Origin of the sequence: Janibacter sp. Soil728, from assembly GCF_001428305.1 — a bacterium.
Taxonomy (GTDB): domain Bacteria; phylum Actinomycetota; class Actinomycetes; order Actinomycetales; family Dermatophilaceae; genus Janibacter.
Window position 1 is genome coordinate 733,344 of record NZ_LMRZ01000004.1, and the last position, 17,475, is coordinate 750,818.

Consider the following 17,475-nt stretch of genomic DNA (forward strand, 5'->3'; position numbering starts at 1 on the left):
CGTCAGCGTGTCCGCCTGGTCTACCGGGGTGGGGTATCACCCCTCGGCCGGCGAGGTCGGGGACCGCCTGTCATAGCAGAAAAGATCCCGCGCAGGTCCACAGGTCGATAAGGAACCTGCGCAGGACCTCAAGGGAAGGGTTCTCGTAGCAGACGATCTGAGAGCCTGTCAAGTCTGCTCGCAGGTCCAGGACACCCAGATGGCCCCTGCTCGCGTGAGAGGGGCCTTCCTGGGCGTCTAAACGGGTCGCTACATTCGGTTGAGCATCCACGCTCGGACCTGCCGCACGGACACACCCCGTGCCCCGTCCAGCCGCCCGTGGCAGGAACGGCAGCGTGGCTGATAGTGCTCCGCGTGCTCGCAGTAGGGAGCGCTCGGACTGTCCGTGCTCGTCGGTGTAATTGGCCCGTAGCGCTCGCCGGGGCACCCTCTGACGTAGGACCATGAGTCCGCCCATCCGTGGCAGTCGATGCAACGGTGTTCGCTGGCAGGACCACGAGCGGTGCGCACTCGTGCATGAGCACGTGGGTAGCCGCGATCTAGTCCGTCCTGCGTGGGCGGTCGCCCTCCCGTGCAGCCACACGACCGCGTGCGACGCTTAAGGTCGCTCCAGCGGACAGTGGCCGTGTTGCCGCAGTCGCAACGGCATTCCCACATCCGATGGTTGCCCCGCTTGGCGACCTCATGGACGACGGTTAGCCTCCCGAACCTCTGGGATTCGATGGTGATTGACATAGTGAAACCTCACTCTCAGTAGGTGTTGTGATGGTCGGGTGCCGCCTGGAAGACGGCAGCGCTCCCGAGGGGTCGATGGCAGCGGAGGAGAGACGGTGAGACCTGCTAGCCGGCTAGCACCATGGGGACCCGGAGGGTCCACCAGATCGAACCTGTCGACTTGCTACCCGGCTAGCACCATGGGGACCCGGAGGGTCCACCAGATCCAACCTGTCGACCTGCTACCCGGCTTGCATCATGGGGACCCGGAGGGTCCACCAGATCCAACCTGTCGACCTGCTACCCGGCTTGCATCATGGGGACCCGGAGGGTCCACCTTGGGTTAGATCTCTTCTCCGCTGCCCCTTGCTTCGACGTGCGCAGCTCCTCGTGCTGGTGGGCCATGGGGATGAGGACTTGGAACCTTGAGCGAACCCGGCCCGAGAGTCCGCCCTACAGCGCCTTTACTTGCTACCTGCTAACCCTGACTGCAAGCGTCCTTATCTTCTGGCCATAAGTCGTGACCGACCTACGCGACAGCCTGCAAGCGTCCAACTCCAGCCGCCGATCATGACCTCTAACTTCTATTACTATGTATGGGTCACTTAGCCGTCCTACTCTTATGCCCATAAGTCGGCAGGCACCCGAGATCCCGGATCTCCGGGACTCCCGAGAGCCAACCCAGCCGACCTACGCGACAGCCTCCAGAGCCTCCATACGCCTCCCGACGAAAGTTGCATCTCCGGGCATGAGGTAGAACGTCGTCACCGCTCCGCGCCTGCTCCCAACGGTCTCGTGAGACAGCCACCCCTCACGCTCCAGACACTCAACGCCACGTTGGACATAGGCGCGTGTCCGGTTCAACCTGTCGCGCACATTGACCGCGTCCTCTAGTGAGCGCCACGACACGGCTACCCGACTGTCATCGCCGCAGAGCCTCGCCAACTGTCGCGCCACGTCCCGAGCCGAGACCGGCACCTGGTACGCCACGTCGTCATACCAAGCCCCGGCCTGCCCCGTGGGTGGGAGGGTTTCTGCCGAGACCGCAGCGGCCAAGACGGATCCCCGAGACAGAGCGTGACGCTTGCGGATGAGGTCACGGTGTCGCTCGACCCGCTCGGACCACGCTCGCCCCAACCCGCTGTCGCTCACGCGCCCCGGAGGATGGGCAGCCCATTCAGCCTCGCCTCGCCGTGCGCCCGGATGACCTCCACAGCTCGCCAGAACGTGGTGCCCTTCCCCGGAACCGTCACCGGGTAGAGACCTGCCTCTGCCTCACCGATGCGCCTTCCTCCGACGCTCGCCCCGACCAAGGCATCGGCCCGGTGTGCGTGCTCTGCTCGGATCCTCTGGAGCGCTTCCATCTGCCGATCCATCAGTCTCCCTTCGTCGTCTTCGGTAGCGGCTTGCCCGCTCGTGCTGCCGTCCGCCGTAGTGCCTTGGGTGATCCCCGGTAGGTGCTCGTGCCGCTGAACAGGACCTGCCGTGCAAGGTCGTCGGCCTCGGCTTTGTCCCGGTGGATCTGTGCTCGGTTGCCGCTGTCCGTGTCCGGCTTCGTCGGGTCGATGTACCCCACGCTCAGACCTCCGCCTGCTCGTATCGGTAGGTCACCGTGAGGGTGGCGCTTGCGGAGATCGGCCACAGTGGCGACCCGTACGAGTGCGCGACCTGCGAGGGCTCCCACGGGTAGGCGTCGCCCTCGTACTTGGTGACCTCGCCCAACGTCAGGGAGACGATCTCCCCGGCCTCGGTTACTGCCCCAACGGTCTCTTGGAAGATGCCGACAAGGCTGGTCAGCTCATCTCGCAACTGATCCACCGTGAGGCACTCGCCACGCTCGTGTTGTGAGGCGACGACGAATGACGCACTCCCGGTAGCCGTCCCATCCTCGCTAACGGTGAGGGACTCGTCCCCACGACGAAACAACCCGGTCACCTGCGCTGTGACGGTCGCCGCCTGGTAGCCACGGGCGTGCAGGTTTTCAACCTCCTTGGCTCCCGACACTTGGCCGTGCCACGCCCTAGCGAAGGTCGCCATGAGAGACGCGACAGCGTGCTGACTCGGTGCCGCCAGTCGTGGGGTGTTCCACCACGCCTTGTCGAACGTGACCCGGTCACCCCTGACGCGGACCTCGGATCCCGTGGCTTCCAGCGCATCGGTGAGTGAGTCGCTGTCAATCACTGTCTCGATGCACGTCAGGCGAACCTCTCCGGCAGCGTCGAGAGTCCCGTAGTTCTCGGTGGGGGAGACCTGCGAGACGACGACGATGGGGGAAACCTCGGGAGCGTCGTCAACGCTCTTGCGGATCACTACGGGGACGTCAGTGACGCTCTCAAGGGCATCGGCCACGAGCCCTGCAAGGTACTCGTCAGACTCAAGCGGGGCAAGGGTTCGCTCCGCCTTGCGAAGGTCCGCCGTGGCAGGCTTGAGCAACCGTCCCGCTCGGTCGATGCCCTTCTCAGCGGAGACGATCTCTCCGGTGCTCACGGTCTCGTCCCCGGCGTCGAGACGGGCGTTGAGGGAGGCCAGTGCTGCCGTTGCGTCGGCCTGCTCCTGCTCCAGCCGGGAGACCTTGCTACGTGCCTCCCTGACGCCCTCTCGTGCCGCCTGTAGCGCTCCCATGGGTCGAGGTAGTGAGCGTCGCTCAGATCGGCTCTGAGAGCGCTCTGCGGTGAGTGCAGCGATCTGCCCGGTAAGGCTCATCTCCTCACCGATCATCTGAGCCTCGGTCTCGGTCGTCATTGCAATGTCAGTCATCGTCGGACTGCCTTCCTGTAGGGGGTCGTGCTCGTCGTCGTGCTTTTGCGGTTCATCTCTTCAAAGCGGGTCATGCGATCTGAGCGCTGTCGTCGCTCGGGTTGGAACACGCGGGGGAGTGCTTGGAGATGGAAGCCGCCACAGGGGTGCTCCCATCGCTCGTGTGGCCCTGCTAGCAGTCCTGTCGCCCTAAGTCGTGCCTGCTCTTCAGGGGTCAGCAGTGTCTGACTCACGACGCCACCCGCTCCCGGAGTTCGAGGACTTCCCGCAGTAGGTCGCGCTCAGCTCGCAGCTCTGCCAGCCGGTCATGCCCGGTTGACTGCTCGGCCCGGACTTCCTCCACCACGTCGGCAGCGTCGTCGTCAGTGACCGTCCGACCCATCCCGTCGAGTGCGTCCCGCAGTCGCTGCTCGGCTTCCTCGGGGGTGGCACCCGTCCGGCTTCGGTTCGTCTTCCTCCCGTCTGGGAGTCGCACGTTCACCCTCGCCGCCCATCGCCCGGTGCGGTCATCGAGATAGAGGTAGATCTTGCCGACATAACTAAAGTCCTCCGGCTCCTCACTCCCGTCCTTCCATGCGGGGTTGAGTGCGCCTACCCGGCTGCTCTCCAGGAGTCGCTCCCGGTGGAAGCAGCCACAGGACGACGTGCTGCCGCTCCGGAGATGGCAGCCCATCACGGTCGTTTCAATTCCGCACTCACACAGGCACCGCCAGCGGGCACCGCTCTTGCTTCCACTCTCCGCTCGTCCAATGACGGTCAGCCGCCCATAGACATTGCCCGTCTCGTCAATCACGTTGGACATCAGACCGCCACCGCCTCGGTACGCCCGGCCCGCTCGTGCGCCTCGATGTCCGCCATGAGGTACCGGATCGACCCTCCGGCAACTCGGTGGAACGTCGGTCCCGTCCCTTGAGTGCGGAGGTTCGCCAAGGTCTTCGGGCTTACGCCCCATCGCTCGGCCAGTGCATCGGTTCGGATAAACACCTGCGCCGCCGTGCTTGTCGTCGTCTCGTCCATGCTCATACCTAGTGCTCCTGTCTGTTCAGCCGTCGCCTCCCTGGCGTTGGCGTGGTGCGCCCTGACCGGTTGGTCGTGGCGGTCGTGCCGTGCTAGTTTTTGCGAGGGCAGAAACTTGCCCTTGCATCTTTCTGCCCAAACGCGGATGCGTACGTGCAGGCTTGATCTCCTCGGATTGCTCCCAAGGTCTCGTGAGGTCCATCTCAGGACCGGACGTGCATGAACTTACTTGGTGCCCCCCGAAATCGGTTGCAGGGACTTGACATCACCCGTTCAGTCCGATAAGCGGAACCTAGCAGGTGCCCCCTTGTAATCCGTACGTTGACTTGACGTCACCCGAGCCGAGGGGTGCCTGGAACGTTGGCTCCATCCCCACTAGATCCCCACTTTGACCCCAAGAATCCCCAGAATGATCGGGTCGGATCAGGTAGTAGGATCGGGCCAAGATCGGCTCTACGGCGGGCGTATGGCCACATTCGTGGCAGGTCGGGGATTACGAGTCAAGGACTCGGCAGGTTACTGGTTCGAGTCCAGTCGGGGGAGCCAGCAGAGCCCCTCACCCGCATCGCGGGTGAGGGGGTCTCGTGGTTGTTGGGGTCAGCTGGAGCTGGCGGACCCGCCGGAGGTGGACGAGCTCGCGGAGCGCGGCTCCGGGCAGGACTGCAGGGTGGGCGGGGTGGCGGTGCGTTTGCCGATCTGCTCGACGGTGCCCAGGTTGTCGCGCACCGAGCGCTTCCAGTCACCGCTGTCGACCATGGCGGCGAGAGCGTCGTGGACGTCCTCGCACATGGCGGTGTCCTCACGGCGCATGGCGACACCCCAGCGCTCGTGGGTGAACGGCTTGCCGCTCGTGCGCCATGTGTCCGGAGGGGTGGAACCCCGGGCGAAGCCCGCCAGGATCGCCGCGTCGGACGTGACCGCTTCGACCTTGTCGTCCTTGAGCAGGTCGACGCAGTCGGAGATGCGTGGGCGCATCGTCAGGTGCAGCCCGGGGTAGTTGGCAACCAGCTCGGTCGTCGACTGCGAGCCCTGCACGCTGCAGACCGTGGAGCCCGACAGCTGGGAGGGCTTGCGGATGCGGCTGGTCGTGCGCACGAGCAGGTCCTGACCTGTCGACAGATAGGGGCCCGCGAAGGTGATCTGCTCGGCACGCGCGGGTGTGATCGAGTAGGCGGCGAGGACGAGGTCGACCTGACCGGTCGCCAGCAGCGTCTCGCGCTGATCGGTCTGGGCCTCGACGAAGGCGATCCGCGAGATGCCCAGGTAGCGCGCGATGTAGCGCGCGACGTCGGCGTCCAGGCCGCTGTAGGTGTCGCCCTCGCGCAGACCCACGCCCGGCTGGTCGAAGGAGATGCCCACCCGCAGGGTGTCCGGCAGCTCGGTCTCGTGCAGCGAGGGACTGGACGTGGTGCTCGAGGAGGTGCTGGTCCCGCTCGTCGGCGTGCTCGAGGAGGCCGTCGAGCTGGTGGAGACCGGGGCGGGCGAGTCGGTGGGGCTCACGTCCACGGAGCGGACGCACGCGGTCAGGAGGGTAGCGGTGAGCGCGGCTGTGGCCAGCGCGCGGACTCGGCGCACGTCATCCCCCTTCGTCGGACGGGATCCATCCTCGCAGGCTTCCGTCGACGACGAAGGGGGTGACTACGCCGTGTCGTCAGCGCCGGGAGGTCGCGGACGTCCGGCCGAAGGTGTTATAGCTGTCAACCGTCTTCAGTCGCCAGTACCGAGCCGTCGACGAGGTGCGCTTGAAGGTGACCTTGCCGTACCGGTTGGTCGTGGTCGACGTGACGGGCTTCCACGCGCAGGTGGAGCAGGCCTGGGACTGCAGGTAGACCCGCTGGCCAGACAGGGCGGCGTAGCTCCCGGCCCGGGGCGAGTAGCGGGTCGTCGTGCCCGCAGTGGTGACGGTCGAGCCGCTGCGGCTGGTGCTGATGTACTGCCGCGAGCCGTACTTGACGGTCATCGTGCGGGTGTTCTGGGGGATCTTGTCCCAGTCCTGGTCGTAGGCGCCGTCGGGGCGGATCGTGTAGATGCCGACGGGGTTCCAGTCGTACCAGTCGATGGACTCGGAGGTCATCCCCGAGTCGAACCAGAACCCGTTGAAAATGCCCTGCGTGGGGTGGACGACGCTCCAGTCCGCGAACTCGGCATAGGTCCGACAGCCGTAGCTGTAGGTGCCCGTGACGGTGCGGTAGGGCGACACGATCGCCACCTTGCTCGGGGTGCTGATGTTGCAGGAGGGCGCGGCCTGCGCGGACGGCGCGGCGAGCAGGGTGAGGGGGAGCAGGGAGGCGGCGGCGACTGCCAGGGCGCGCTTGGGCATGGGTGTCCTCGGGAGGAAGAGAAGGGTGGCGTCCGGGGCATTCCCCGAGCTTGGGAGAAGAGTAGAGCCAGCCACCGACATTGACCAGAGGCTGGCTCGGGAGCGTTGTCGGGGGTGGGTGGCACGGTGGTGACGAGGGCGGAGCGAGGGCTGGCGGAGCAGGCGGGGAAGGCGAAGAAGTTGTCCTCACCCTCTTGAATCATTCGAACATGAGGTTGACCCCGTTCGGTGGACATCCTGATCGCCAGGCTTGCCCTGGCAGGGAAGGATGCACTCATGGGTGCGAAGAGGAAGAGTTACACCCCGAAGTTCCGGCAGGAAGCCGCTCGCCTGGTCATCGACACCGGGCGCACGATCGCTGAGGTCGCTCGAGAGATCGGGGTCGGCGAGGCACTGCTGGGCCGGTGGGTAGCGATAGAGCGTTCGCGGATGGATGACCCGCCCGAGGCGTTGGACGTCGACGAGCGGGCCGAGCTGGAGCGGCTGCGACGCGAGGTGGCCGAGCTGCGGATGGACCGGCAGTTCCTGAAAAAAGCAGCGGCCTTCTTCGCGATAGAGAACGCATCGAACCCGAGCGAGCGTTCGAGGTGATCCACGCGGAGAAGGCCACCCACAGCATCTGCCGGATGGTCGACCTGCTGCAGGTCTCACGCTCGGGCTATTACGCCTGGGAGCAGCGACAATCCAGCCAGCCCGGGCCGCGGGAAGCGCGCCGTGCGGACCTGACGGTCAAGATCAAGGTCGCTCACGATGCCTCCGACGGAGTCAACGGTGCTCCCCGGATCACCGCCGACCTACGTGAGGCCGGCGAGGTCGTCACCCGCAAGACCGTCGCGAAACTCATGCGGGAGAACGAGGTTCGCGGGATCAGCCCTCGTCCGTGGCGGCCGGTGACGACCATCGTGGACCCCAACCCGCACGCCATCCCCGACCTGGTCCGGCGGGACTTCGACCGTGGCGAGCTCAACGTCGTGTGGACCTCCGACATCACCTACCTGGCCACCAACGAGGGTTGGCTGTACCTGTGCGGCGTGCGCGACGGCTGCTCCCGCCGGGTGCTCGGATACGCCTTCGCCGACAACCTGCACACCGACCTCGTCGAGACCGCGCTACGCCGCGCGGTCACCTTTCGCGATCCGGCCACCGGCCCCACCGCCAAGGTCATCTTCCACGCGGACCGCGGCTGCCAATACACCTCCAGTCAGCTCGCCGACGTCGCCGAGGAAGTCGACGTGCGTCTGTCGGTCGGGCGCACCGGGGTGTGCTGGGACAACGCCCAGCAGGAGAGCTTCTGGTCCACGCTGAAGACCGAGTACTACGGCCGGCGTACGTTCGCCACCCGGGCCGAGGCCATCGCCGCGGTCAGCTCCTGGATCGAGAACGTCTACAACCGACGCCGGCGCCACTCCGCGCTCGGCCAGATCAGCCCGGTAGCCTTCGAGCACCGGCTCACCACGGTGGCCGCAGAGGCCGCTTAAACCGATGTCCACGAAACGGGGTCAACCCCAAACACATGTACTAATTTTGAAGCAGCGAAGGGGGGCGCGATGACCGATCAGGGGACGACCAGCACGGCGGGTGAGTCTGTGGTCGGGGATGCGCTGCCTGATCGTCTTGCTGCTGCTCTGGGGGTGTTGAGCGGGGCTCGTGCGGAGGTGTTGTCGGAGGCGGAGCTGTTGCAGGTCGTCTCGTTGTGCGAGGCGGCGAAGGGGGCGGCTGCGGCGTTGCAGGCTCGCGCGACCGCTCGGTTTGTCGAGGACCGCGACGCGAGGGTGGCGCAGGACCGTGCGGATGGGGTGGTCTCGGCGCGGGAGGCGTCGTGTCGTCGCCGGGGTGCGCGGGCGGAGCTGGCGTTGGCGCGGCGGTGTGCGCCGGGTCAGGCGGATCGGCATGTGGGGTTGGCCAAGAGCTTGGTGCACGATCTGCCGTCCACGTTGGCGGCGTTGACCAGCGGTGAGTTGAGTGAGTGGCGGGCGACGATCGTGGCCCGCGAGACTGCGTGCTTGTCGCACGATGATCGGGTGGAGGCCGACCGCAGGTTGGCGGGGTGCTTGACGTCGGTGGGGGATCGGGAGCTGGCTGCGGCGGCGCATCGGGCGAGTGCGGATCTGGATGCGGAGGCGTTGGCGCAGGTTGGCGGGGTGCTTGACGTCGGTGGGGGATCGGGAGCTGGCTGCGGCGGCGCATCGGGCGAGTGCGGATCTGGATGCGGAGGCGTTGGTGCGTCGGCGTCGTAAGGCGGTGGCGTCCAGGAATGTGAGTGTGCGGCCGGCGGCGGATGGGATGGCGTGGTTGAGCGTGCTGGGCCCGTTGCAGGATGTGGTCGGGGCCTTCGCTGCGCTGAAGAAGGCCGAGCAGTCCCGCTACGTCGCCACCGGTGACCCTCAGGTTGATGCGGCGCGTGCGGCGGACGAGCGGGGTCGTGGCGCGTGGATGGCGGACACCGCGTTGGAGCTGTTGTCGGGGCGGGCTGAGGGGCAGGTGCAGCCGGTCGAGGTCGGTCTGGTGATGCGTGAGGAAGCGATCGTGCGCACCGGCGAAAGCTCTGGCGCTGATGCTGCTGGCTCGGTCTTCTTCCGCACTAGCGCCACCGGTACGACCAGCGACTCCACCCGCGCCAGCGATGTTGGCGGTGCTGGTGATCGGGACGAGGTCGAAGTCCCGGGGTGGGGTGCGATGCCCGGGGAGATGGCTCGTGAGCATCTGCTGCGTCTGTGTGATGCCGGGACCGCGACGTGGTTGCGGCGGTTGTGGACCGCGCCGGGTGGCCGGGACCTGGTCGCGATGGATTCCAGGAGAAGACTGTTCAGCGGGGTGCTGCGCCAGCTGGTGCAGCTGCGGGACGCGACGTGCCGGGTGCCGTTCTGCGGTGCGCCGGTCCGCGACATCGACCACGTCAGCCCGCACGCGCGCGGGGGTGAGACGTCCGCGGCGAACGCGTTGGGTGGGTGTCAAGGACACAACCTGGTCAAGGAGGCGCCCGGTTGGCGGGCCGAGGTCACCTCCAGCGGCCTGGATCCTGGCGGCGGCCCCCACGAAGTCACCCTGACGACACCGACCGGCAGTGAGTACACCTGCACCGCGCCGCCCTTGCTCGGCCACGGGCGACCTGGACCCCGGTCGCGGCCACCCCGGGCCGGCGAGGTGACCCGACGACGTCCGGTCAACACCGTCGACACCCTCGACACCACGAGATCAGCGATCGAGGTTCACTTCGAGGGACTCCTCGGGGCTGCATAGGTCACCATCGCGAACGAGAAACGGCCGGCTTGATCAAAGCGGTGGACAGGCGCGGCACAGTGCGCGTCAGGACGGTGGGGCGACTGGGGCTTGAACCCAGGACCGACGGATTATGAGTCCGGTGCTCTGACCGACTGAGCTACCGCCCCGAACGCCCGAGGGCGTCGGCGTGAGGCTACCCCGTGGAGCCTGAAACGTCTGAGGTGCCCGGGGTCACCGTGAGGGCTGGTGCTCTTGTGGTACATGGGGCACAATGGCCGCACAACCGAAAATCGTCCGAGCAGCACACCACGAAGTCTCATGCGTGCAGCAGCTTGATCCACAGGACAGTGCCTGGCGTTGGGGAAGACGTCCATCGCACTCAAGGAGGATCGAGATGTCTGCAGGAAAGCGCGTCAGCACGCGAGGTGTGGTGTTCATCCACAGCACCCCGACGGCACTGTGCCCCCACATCACGTGGGCGCTCGAGTCCGTGCTGGGTCAGGCTGTGTCATTGGACTGGACCGAGCAGCAGCTCGGCCGGTCGCTCAAGCGTGCCGAGTTCTCCTGGACGGGGGACCCCGGTACAGGCGCCAAGCTGGCCTCTGCCCTGCGCGGTTGGGACAACGTGCGCTACGAGGTCACCGAGGAGCCCACGCCGGGCCTGGACGGCTCCCGCTGGAGCCACACGCCCACCCTCGGCATCCACCACGCCACCATGTCGGCATCCGGTGATGTCGTCCTGCACGAAAACCGTCTCCGCGAGGTCATGACCCTCGCCCAGGGAGCCGGCGAAGCCGTCGAGGACATGCTCGGCGAGCTGCTCGGCGAGGCCTGGGACGCTGAGCTCGAGCCCTTCCGCCATGCAGGCGAGGGCGCTCCGGTGCGCTGGCTGCACAAGGTCGGCTGACCGCTCCACCGGACCCCATGACGAAGGGCGCCGCGCACCCTCCTTGGCGCGGCGCCCTTCGTCATGCCCGGATGGGGCTGCTGGGTGCTAGTCCTCGGCGCCAGCCGCGACCGGCGCGGTCGGGATCGCCTCGGCGGACGTGCGTCCCCGGCGATTGATCCGCTTCTCGAGCAGCCCGGCGAGGGCGGTGAGCGCCCAGTTCACCGTGATGAACATCAGGGCGACGACGACGAGCGCGGCGAAGATGTTGGAATGCAGGGACGAGAGGTTCTGGCCCTGCTGGAGCAGCTCCGGGTAGGTGATGACGGTGCCGAGCGCGGTGTCCTTCAGGATGACGACGAGCTGGCTGACGAGCGCCGGAAGCATCGCGGTCACGGCCTGCGGAATCTGGATCGAGCGCAGCACCTGGTTGGGCGAGAGACCCACCGACAGGCCGGCCTCACGCTGTCCCGCGGGCAACGAGTGCACTCCCGAGCGCAACAGCTCGGCCATGACGGCGCCGTTGTACAGGGTCAGTGCGGTGACGACAGCGGCGAGCGGATTGATCTCCGCGGAGAAGACGCCGTTGTAGGCGTAGATGCCGAAGAAGAAGATCATCATGATCAGCACGGGGATGGCGCGGAAGAACTCCACGACAGCACTGCTGACGATGCGCACGATCCGGTTCTGGGATAGCCGGCCGGTGCCGAAGACGAAACCGAAGATGCTCGCGCCGATGACCGAGAGACCGGCGGCCTTGAGGGTGTTCCACAGACCAATGAGCAGGTAGTAGCGCCAGGTGGACCACGTGGCCATCGGTGACCACTTCGTGCCGGAGAACTCCTCGTACTCGTTGAGCTTGCCCACGACGACCCAGGCGATCCCGGCGGCGATCAGCAACCCGATGACCGCGATGATCCGATACCGCAGGCGCGCCTTGGGGCCGGGATTGTCGAAGAGGACACTCGTGCTCATCGCTTGACCGCCATCCGACGCGAGAGGCTCGTCAGACCGATGCCGATCGGCAGGGTGACGAGGAGGAAGAACCCGGCGACGAGCGCGAAGGTCAGGTAGTTCAGGTCCGCCCGCAGCTCGAGCGCCGAGCTCATCAGGGCTGCGGTCTCGGCGACGCCGATGGCTGCGGCAACCGTCGTGTTCTTGATGAGGGCGATGGTCACGGAGGCCAAGGGAGCGATGGCTCCCCGCAGGGCCTGCGGGAGGACGACGTGGCGCAGGTTCTGGCTGAATCCCAGCCCCAACGACCGCGCGGCCTCAGCCTGACCAGGAGGCACGGTGTTGATGCCGCTGCGAATTGCCTCGCAGACGAAGGCAGCGTGGTAGACCGCCAGCCCGACGATGGCCCAGCGCACGCCATTGTCGGCGATGGAGGTCGGGCTGTTCTCGTCGGCGAGGTTGATGCCGAGGTCGTAGAGCATGACGAAGATCGTGAAGGTGAGGATCAGGGTCAGCGGGGTGTTGCGGATGATGTTGACGTAGGCGGCACCCACGAAGCGAAACATCGCGACCGGCGAGACCCGCATGATCGCCACGATCGTCCCGATCACCATGGCTCCGACGAGGGAGAAGGCGGCCAGCTTGATGGTCAGCCAGAAGGCTCCCCACACGTCGAACTGCTGGAAGAGCTCGTTCATCCACTACTCCTTGTGCGTGCGCATCCTGATCATGTGGTGCCGCGGTCGGTGGGGTGGGTGAGGGGCGGCCGGCCCCTCACCCACCCCACCGCTCACGTCAGGAGCAGGCGTCCAGCTTCGGCGGGTTGGTCTTGGCGTCCACCTTGAAGCCCGCGGGGCCGAAGTTGTCCTCGACGGCCTTGTCCCAGGCCCCGTCCTCGACCATCTTGGTCAGGGCCTTGTTGACGTCCTCGCACAGCGCGGTGTCGCCCTTCTTCAGCCCGACGCCGTACCGCTCCTCGGAGAAGGGAGCGCCGACGACCTTGAGCTTGCCCTTGTACTGGGGCTGGGCGGCGTAGCCGGCGAGGATCGTGTCATCCGTCGTCAGGGCGTCCAGCTGCCCCTTGGAGACCGCCTCGGCGCACTTGGAGTAGGTGTCGAACTCCTGCAGGTTGACGCCGGGCACCTCCTTCTTGACGTTGTCGGCGGAGGTCGAGCCGGTGACCGAGCACAGCTTCTTGCCGTCGAGGTCCTTGGGGCCCTTGATCGTCGAGTCGGCGGCCACGAGCAGGTCCTGACCGGCGATGAAGTAGGGGCCGGCGAAGGAGACCTTCTGCTTGCGTTCGTCCGTGATCGAGTAGGTGGCGAAGATCAGGTCCACCTGCCCGGTCGCGATGAGGTCCTCGCGCTGCTTGCTCGGCGCCTGGACGAACTGCACATCGGTCTTGCCGAGCTCCTTGGCGACGTAGTTGGCGACATCGACGTCGAACCCGGTGTAGGTGTTGCCCTCCTTGAGGCCGAGCCCCGGCTGGTCGAACTTGATGCCGACCTTGATGCTCTCGCCGCCGGCGCCACCGCTGGCGCCGTCGTCACCGCCGCCGTCGTCGCTGCCACAGGCCGCGAGGCCGGCCGCGAGGACGAGGGTGAATGCTGCTGCGCCGATTCGTCGCGTGATCATGGTGCTCCTCCTGGGTTGTCCGCGGGCCACTCCCTGTGAACCGCGGTCCTGCTCTGGTGCGTGCGTGAGGTGGTGTGCTGGTCAGTGGCTGAGGATCTTGCCGAGGAAGTCCTTGGCCCGATCGCTGCGGGGATTGGTGAAGAACTCCTCGGGAGTGGCCGTCTCGACGATCTGTCCGTCGGCCATGAAGACCACGCGGTCGGCCGCCCGTCGGGCGAAGCCCATCTCGTGGGTGACCACGACCATCGTCATGCCGGACTGGGCGAGCTGGGTCATGACGTCGAGGACCTCGTTGATCATCTCGGGGTCCAGTGCCGAGGTGGGCTCGTCGAAGAGCATCACCTTGGGGTCCATGGCCAACGAGCGGGCGATGGCCACGCGCTGCTGCTGCCCTCCGGACAGCTGCGCGGGGAACTTCGAGGACTGGGCCTCGACACCGACGCGGGTCAACAGCTCTTGGGCGCGCTTGCCCGCCTCGGCCTTGGACTTCTTGCGCACCTTCATCGGCCCCAAGGTGACATTGTCGAGGATCGACTTGTGCGCGAAGAGGTTGAAGGACTGGAAGACCATGCCGACGTCGGCGCGCAGCCGGGCCAGCGCCTTGCCCTCCTCCGGAAGGGGCTCACCGTCGATGGTGATGCTGCCGGACTCGAAGGTCTCGAGGCGGTTGATGGTGCGGCAGAGTGTGGACTTGCCGGACCCGGAGGGACCGATGACGACGACGACCTCGCCCTTGCCGATCGTCAGGTTGATGTCCTTGAGGACGTGCAGCTGACCGAAGTGCTTGTTGACATCGGTGAGCACGACGAGGGGTTCATGGGTGGCGCTGTCGATCGACATGCGCCGAACCTAGTGGCAAGCGGGTGTCCCACGTCACGCCAACAGGCCAGCGTGACCTGAGTGAGACACTCGGCCACGCCGGCCTGCTGGGGTACTGCGGTGTCAGAGGGGGATGTTGCCGTGATCTCCACGTCGCGCGGGTGCCTCGGCCAAGGCCCGGGCCAAGGCCGAGCGAGTGTGGGTGGGCTCGACGATCTCGTCGACCACGCCGATCTCGACGGCCCGCTCGAGACCACCGGAGAGACGGTCGTGCTCGTCGGCGAGCTGTTGCTCGACCTCGGCCAGCTCCGACTCGTCGACCTCGGCGAGGCGGCGTCGGTGCAGGATGCGGATGGCGGCGACCGAGCCCATGACCGCGACGTGCGCGTCAGGCCAGGCGAAGACCTTGGTCGCACCGAGCGAGCGCGAGTTCATCGCGATGTAGGCACCGCCGTAGGTCTTGCGGGTCACGACCGTCACGCGAGGCACGACGGCCTCGGCGAAGGCGTGGAGCAGCTTGGCGCCGCGTCGCACCACGCCGTCCCACTCCTGACCGACGCCGGGCAGGTACCCGGGGACGTCGACGAGCACGACGAGGGGGACACCGAAGGCGTCGCACATCCGCACGAAGCGGGATGCCTTCTCCGCCGAGGACGAGTCGAGACAGCCACCCAGACGCATCGGGTTGTTGGCGATGACCCCGACGGTGCGACCGCCCATCCGCCCGAGCGTCGTGACGATGTTGGGGGCCCACCGGCCGTGCAGCTCCTGCAGCTCACCGGTGTCGAGGATCTGCTCCACGAGCGGGTGCACGTCGTAGGCGCGCTTGGCCGACTCGGGCAGCTGCTCGGCCAGGTCGACGTCGTCGACGCCGCTCAGGTCGAAGCTGCCCTGGTCACCGAGCAGACGGCACAGGGTGCCGGCCCGCTCGAAGGAGTCCTCGATCGAGTCGGCGAGCACGTGGACGACGCCGGAGCGGCGACCGTGCGGCTCGGGACCACCCAGGCGAAGGGCGTCGACGTCCTCTCCCGTGACGGACCGGACCACATCGGGTCCGGTGACGAAGATCCGTCCCTCGGGGGCGAGGATGACGATGTCGGTCAGTGCCGGGCCGTAGGCGGCGCCACCGGCAGCGGCGCCGATGACGACGGAGATCTGCGGGATCTTGCCCGAGGCCCGGGTCATGATCGCGAAGACCTCACCGACGGCGTGGAGCGAGACGACGCCCTCGGGCAGTCGGGCGCCACCGGAGTGCCACAGACCGACGACGGGCAGCCCGTCGTCGAGCGCACGCTCGTAGGCAGCGACGACGACCTTGCAGCCGGCGACGCCCATCGCGCCGCCCATGATCGTGGCGTCGGAGGCGAAGACGACGACGGGCTGGCCGCCGACCGTGCCCGTCGCGGCGAGCATCCCCGAGTCGTCGTCCTGCGTGATCAGCTCGAGCGAGCCGTCGTCGAGGAAGGCGGCGAGGCGGTGGTTGGGGTTACGGGGGTCCTCCTCGCGGGGGACCTTGACGCGCTTGCCGACGGCGGCCGAGGCGGCATTGGGCTGGCGGGTCATGCGAAGGTCCTGAAGGCCAGGGCGACGTTGTGGCCGCCGAACCCGAAGGAGTTGTCGAGCACGAGCAGGTCTCCGTCGCCGAGGGGGCGGGGGGTGTCCCGGACGACGTCCAGGGTGACCGCCGGATCGAGGTTGTCGATGTTGATGGTCGGGGGAGCGACCCGGTCACGCACCGCCTGCACGGAGAAGATCGCCTCCAGTGCGCCGGCTGCGCCCAGGAGGTGCCCGGTCATCGACTTGGTCCCGCTGACGGCCATGTGGTCGGCGTCGTCGCCGAAGGCCCGCCGGATCGCCGCGACCTCGGCGACGTCACCGACGGGCGTGGAGGTCGCGTGCGCGTTGATGTGGCACAGGTCGGCAGGCGTGGCGCCCGCGTCGCGGACGGCGTCGGCCATCGCGCGCGAGGCGCCGGCGCCCTCGGGCTCGGGAGCGGCGATGTGGTGGCTGTCCGCGCTGACGCCGAAGCCGGCGAGCTCACAGATGATGTTGGCCCCGCGGGCCCGGGCGTGCTCCTCGGACTCGAGGATCAGGATCGCCGCACCCTCGCCGAGGACGAAGCCGTCCCGGTCGGTGTCGTAGGGGCGCGAGGCCGTCTGCGGGGAGTCGTTGCGGGTCGACAGTGCCTGCATCGCGGCGAAGCCGGAGATGGGTAGCGGGTGGATGGACGCCTCCGCGCCACCGGCGATGACCACATCGGCCAGGCCCTCACGGATGAGGTGGGCGCCGTAGCCGATCGACTCGGCGCCGGACGAGCAGGCGGACACGAGCGTGTGCGCGCCGGCGCGGGCACCGAACTCGAGGGAGACCGTGCCGGCCGCCGAGTTGGGCATGAGCATCGGGATGGACAGCGGGTAGACGCGACGGGGACCCTTGGTGCGCAAGGCCTCCCACGCGGTGAGCAGGGTCTGGACCCCGCCGATGCCGGTGCCGACCGCGCTGGCCAGCCGCTCCGGCACGACCTCGGGGGAGCCGGCGTTGGCCCATGCCTCGCGCGCGGCCACCAGGGCGTACTGGGCGAAGGGGTCCAGGCGCTTGGTCTCGACCTTCTTCAGCACCTCGGCAGCGGGGACGGTCAGCTGCGCGGCGAAGCTGACGGGCAGCTCGAACTCCTCGACCCACGACTCATCGAGGGTGGCGGCGCCGGAGCGTCCGGCGAGGACTGCCTGCCAAGTCTCCTCGGCGGTGCCGCCGAGCGGGGTCGTGGCGCCGAGGCCGGTGACGACGACGGTGGGCCGGGGAGAAGTCATACGGGGGCTCCTGTGGGTGAGGGTGCGGGGGCCGGGCGGTTCCCCCCTTCGTCATGTCGAAGGGGGGAACATCACCGGACTCAGGCGGGCTGGTTGGCCTTGATGAAGTTGACGGCGTCGCCGACGGTCTTGAGGTTCTTGACCTCTTCGTCAGGGATCTTGGCGCCGAACTTCTCCTCGGCGGTGACGGCGATCGTCATCATCGACAGCGAGTCGACGTCGAGGTCGTCGGTGAAGGTCTTGTCGGCGGTCACCTCGGACGCGTCGACACCGGTCTCCTCGGACACGATCTCGGCGAGGCCGTCGAGGATGTCCTGGTCGCTGTATGCCATGGAATTGCT

The 17,475-nt window shown here is 67.3% G+C and carries 15 protein-coding genes and 1 tRNA gene; 3 read left to right on the forward strand and 13 right to left on the reverse strand.

Going from position 1 to position 17,475, the window contains the following annotated elements; translation table 11 throughout:
- Window positions 1-2,292: 2,292 nt before the first annotated feature.
- The 5 genes from ASG73_RS10310 to ASG73_RS10330 all read right to left on the reverse strand — a co-directional run bounded on the left by ASG73_RS10310 (window position 2,293) and on the right by ASG73_RS10330 (window position 6,808).
- Window positions 2,293-3,471 carry a hypothetical protein gene (locus ASG73_RS10310; protein WP_055994196.1) on the reverse strand — a complete coding sequence of 393 codons (1,179 nt, stop codon included), beginning with the start codon at window positions 3,469-3,471 and terminating at the stop codon, window positions 2,293-2,295.
- Window positions 3,472-3,700: 229 nt separating this feature from the next.
- On the reverse strand, window positions 3,701-4,264 hold the full coding sequence (locus tag ASG73_RS10315) for a hypothetical protein (protein WP_156466241.1): 564 nt from the start codon (window positions 4,262-4,264) through the stop codon (window positions 3,701-3,703).
- Window positions 4,265-4,272: 8 nt separating this feature from the next.
- Window positions 4,273-4,494 (reverse strand): helix-turn-helix transcriptional regulator, encoded by a 222-nt coding sequence (locus ASG73_RS10320; RefSeq protein ID WP_055994200.1) that lies wholly within the window; start codon window positions 4,492-4,494, stop codon window positions 4,273-4,275.
- 591 nt (window positions 4,495-5,085) lie between these two features.
- The gene (locus ASG73_RS10325) at window positions 5,086-6,063 is read right to left on the reverse strand and encodes a glutamate ABC transporter substrate-binding protein (protein ID WP_055994202.1); all 978 of its coding nucleotides are present in this window, start codon (window positions 6,061-6,063) and stop codon (window positions 5,086-5,088) included.
- A 76-nt stretch (window positions 6,064-6,139) separates the two neighbouring features.
- Window positions 6,140-6,808, reverse strand: a complete 669-nt coding sequence (locus tag ASG73_RS10330) for a hypothetical protein (RefSeq protein ID WP_055994204.1) — start codon at window positions 6,806-6,808, stop codon at window positions 6,140-6,142.
- 276 nt (window positions 6,809-7,084) lie between these two features.
- Between ASG73_RS10330 and ASG73_RS10340 the strand changes: the two genes are divergently transcribed.
- Both ASG73_RS10340 and ASG73_RS10350 read left to right on the forward strand, forming a co-directional pair.
- A protein-coding gene (locus ASG73_RS10340; RefSeq protein ID WP_156466242.1) for an IS3 family transposase occupies window positions 7,085-8,286 on the forward strand; the annotation gives its coding sequence in 2 pieces (ribosomal slippage) (window positions 7,085-7,342 and window positions 7,345-8,286; 1,200 coding nt in all).
- Between the two features lie 814 nt (window positions 8,287-9,100).
- Complete coding sequence (locus ASG73_RS10350; RefSeq protein ID WP_156466243.1) at window positions 9,101-10,048, forward strand: HNH endonuclease; 948 nt, start codon at window positions 9,101-9,103, stop codon at window positions 10,046-10,048.
- A 75-nt stretch (window positions 10,049-10,123) separates the two neighbouring features.
- Here ASG73_RS10350 and ASG73_RS10355 read toward each other — a convergent pair.
- Window positions 10,124-10,197 (reverse strand) — tRNA-Ile (locus tag ASG73_RS10355).
- A gap of 227 nt (window positions 10,198-10,424) precedes the next feature.
- Here ASG73_RS10355 and ASG73_RS10360 point away from each other — a divergent pair.
- The gene (locus tag ASG73_RS10360; RefSeq protein ID WP_055994209.1) at window positions 10,425-10,937 is read left to right on the forward strand and encodes a DUF3145 domain-containing protein; all 513 of its coding nucleotides are present in this window, start codon (window positions 10,425-10,427) and stop codon (window positions 10,935-10,937) included.
- Between the two features lie 87 nt (window positions 10,938-11,024).
- Here ASG73_RS10360 and ASG73_RS10365 read toward each other — a convergent pair whose 3' ends face one another.
- From ASG73_RS10365 to ASG73_RS10395, 7 genes are all read right to left on the reverse strand, one after another.
- Window positions 11,025-11,891 carry an amino acid ABC transporter permease gene (locus ASG73_RS10365; protein WP_055994211.1) on the reverse strand — a complete coding sequence of 289 codons (867 nt, stop codon included), beginning with the start codon at window positions 11,889-11,891 and terminating at the stop codon, window positions 11,025-11,027.
- Window positions 11,888-12,568, reverse strand: coding sequence for an amino acid ABC transporter permease (locus ASG73_RS10370; protein ID WP_055994213.1), 681 nt, complete (start codon window positions 12,566-12,568; stop codon window positions 11,888-11,890). Before ASG73_RS10370 ends, ASG73_RS10365 begins: the two co-directional genes overlap by 4 nt.
- Before the next feature lie 97 nt (window positions 12,569-12,665).
- A complete protein-coding gene (locus tag ASG73_RS10375; protein WP_055994215.1) occupies window positions 12,666-13,505 on the reverse strand; it encodes a glutamate ABC transporter substrate-binding protein in 840 nt (279 codons plus the stop codon).
- An 81-nt stretch (window positions 13,506-13,586) separates the two neighbouring features.
- Window positions 13,587-14,345, reverse strand: a complete 759-nt coding sequence (locus ASG73_RS10380; protein WP_055994217.1) for an amino acid ABC transporter ATP-binding protein — start codon at window positions 14,343-14,345, stop codon at window positions 13,587-13,589.
- A 102-nt stretch (window positions 14,346-14,447) separates the two neighbouring features.
- Window positions 14,448-15,887, reverse strand: coding sequence for an acyl-CoA carboxylase subunit beta (locus ASG73_RS10385; RefSeq protein WP_055994219.1), 1,440 nt, complete (start codon window positions 15,885-15,887; stop codon window positions 14,448-14,450).
- Complete coding sequence (fabF, locus tag ASG73_RS10390) at window positions 15,884-17,134, reverse strand: beta-ketoacyl-ACP synthase II (RefSeq protein WP_055994221.1); 1,251 nt, start codon at window positions 17,132-17,134, stop codon at window positions 15,884-15,886. Before fabF ends, ASG73_RS10385 begins: the two co-directional genes overlap by 4 nt.
- 80 nt (window positions 17,135-17,214) lie before the next feature.
- Window positions 17,215-17,466, reverse strand: coding sequence for an acyl carrier protein (locus tag ASG73_RS10395; protein WP_055994223.1), 252 nt, complete (start codon window positions 17,464-17,466; stop codon window positions 17,215-17,217).
- Window positions 17,467-17,475: the final 9 nt, after the last annotated feature.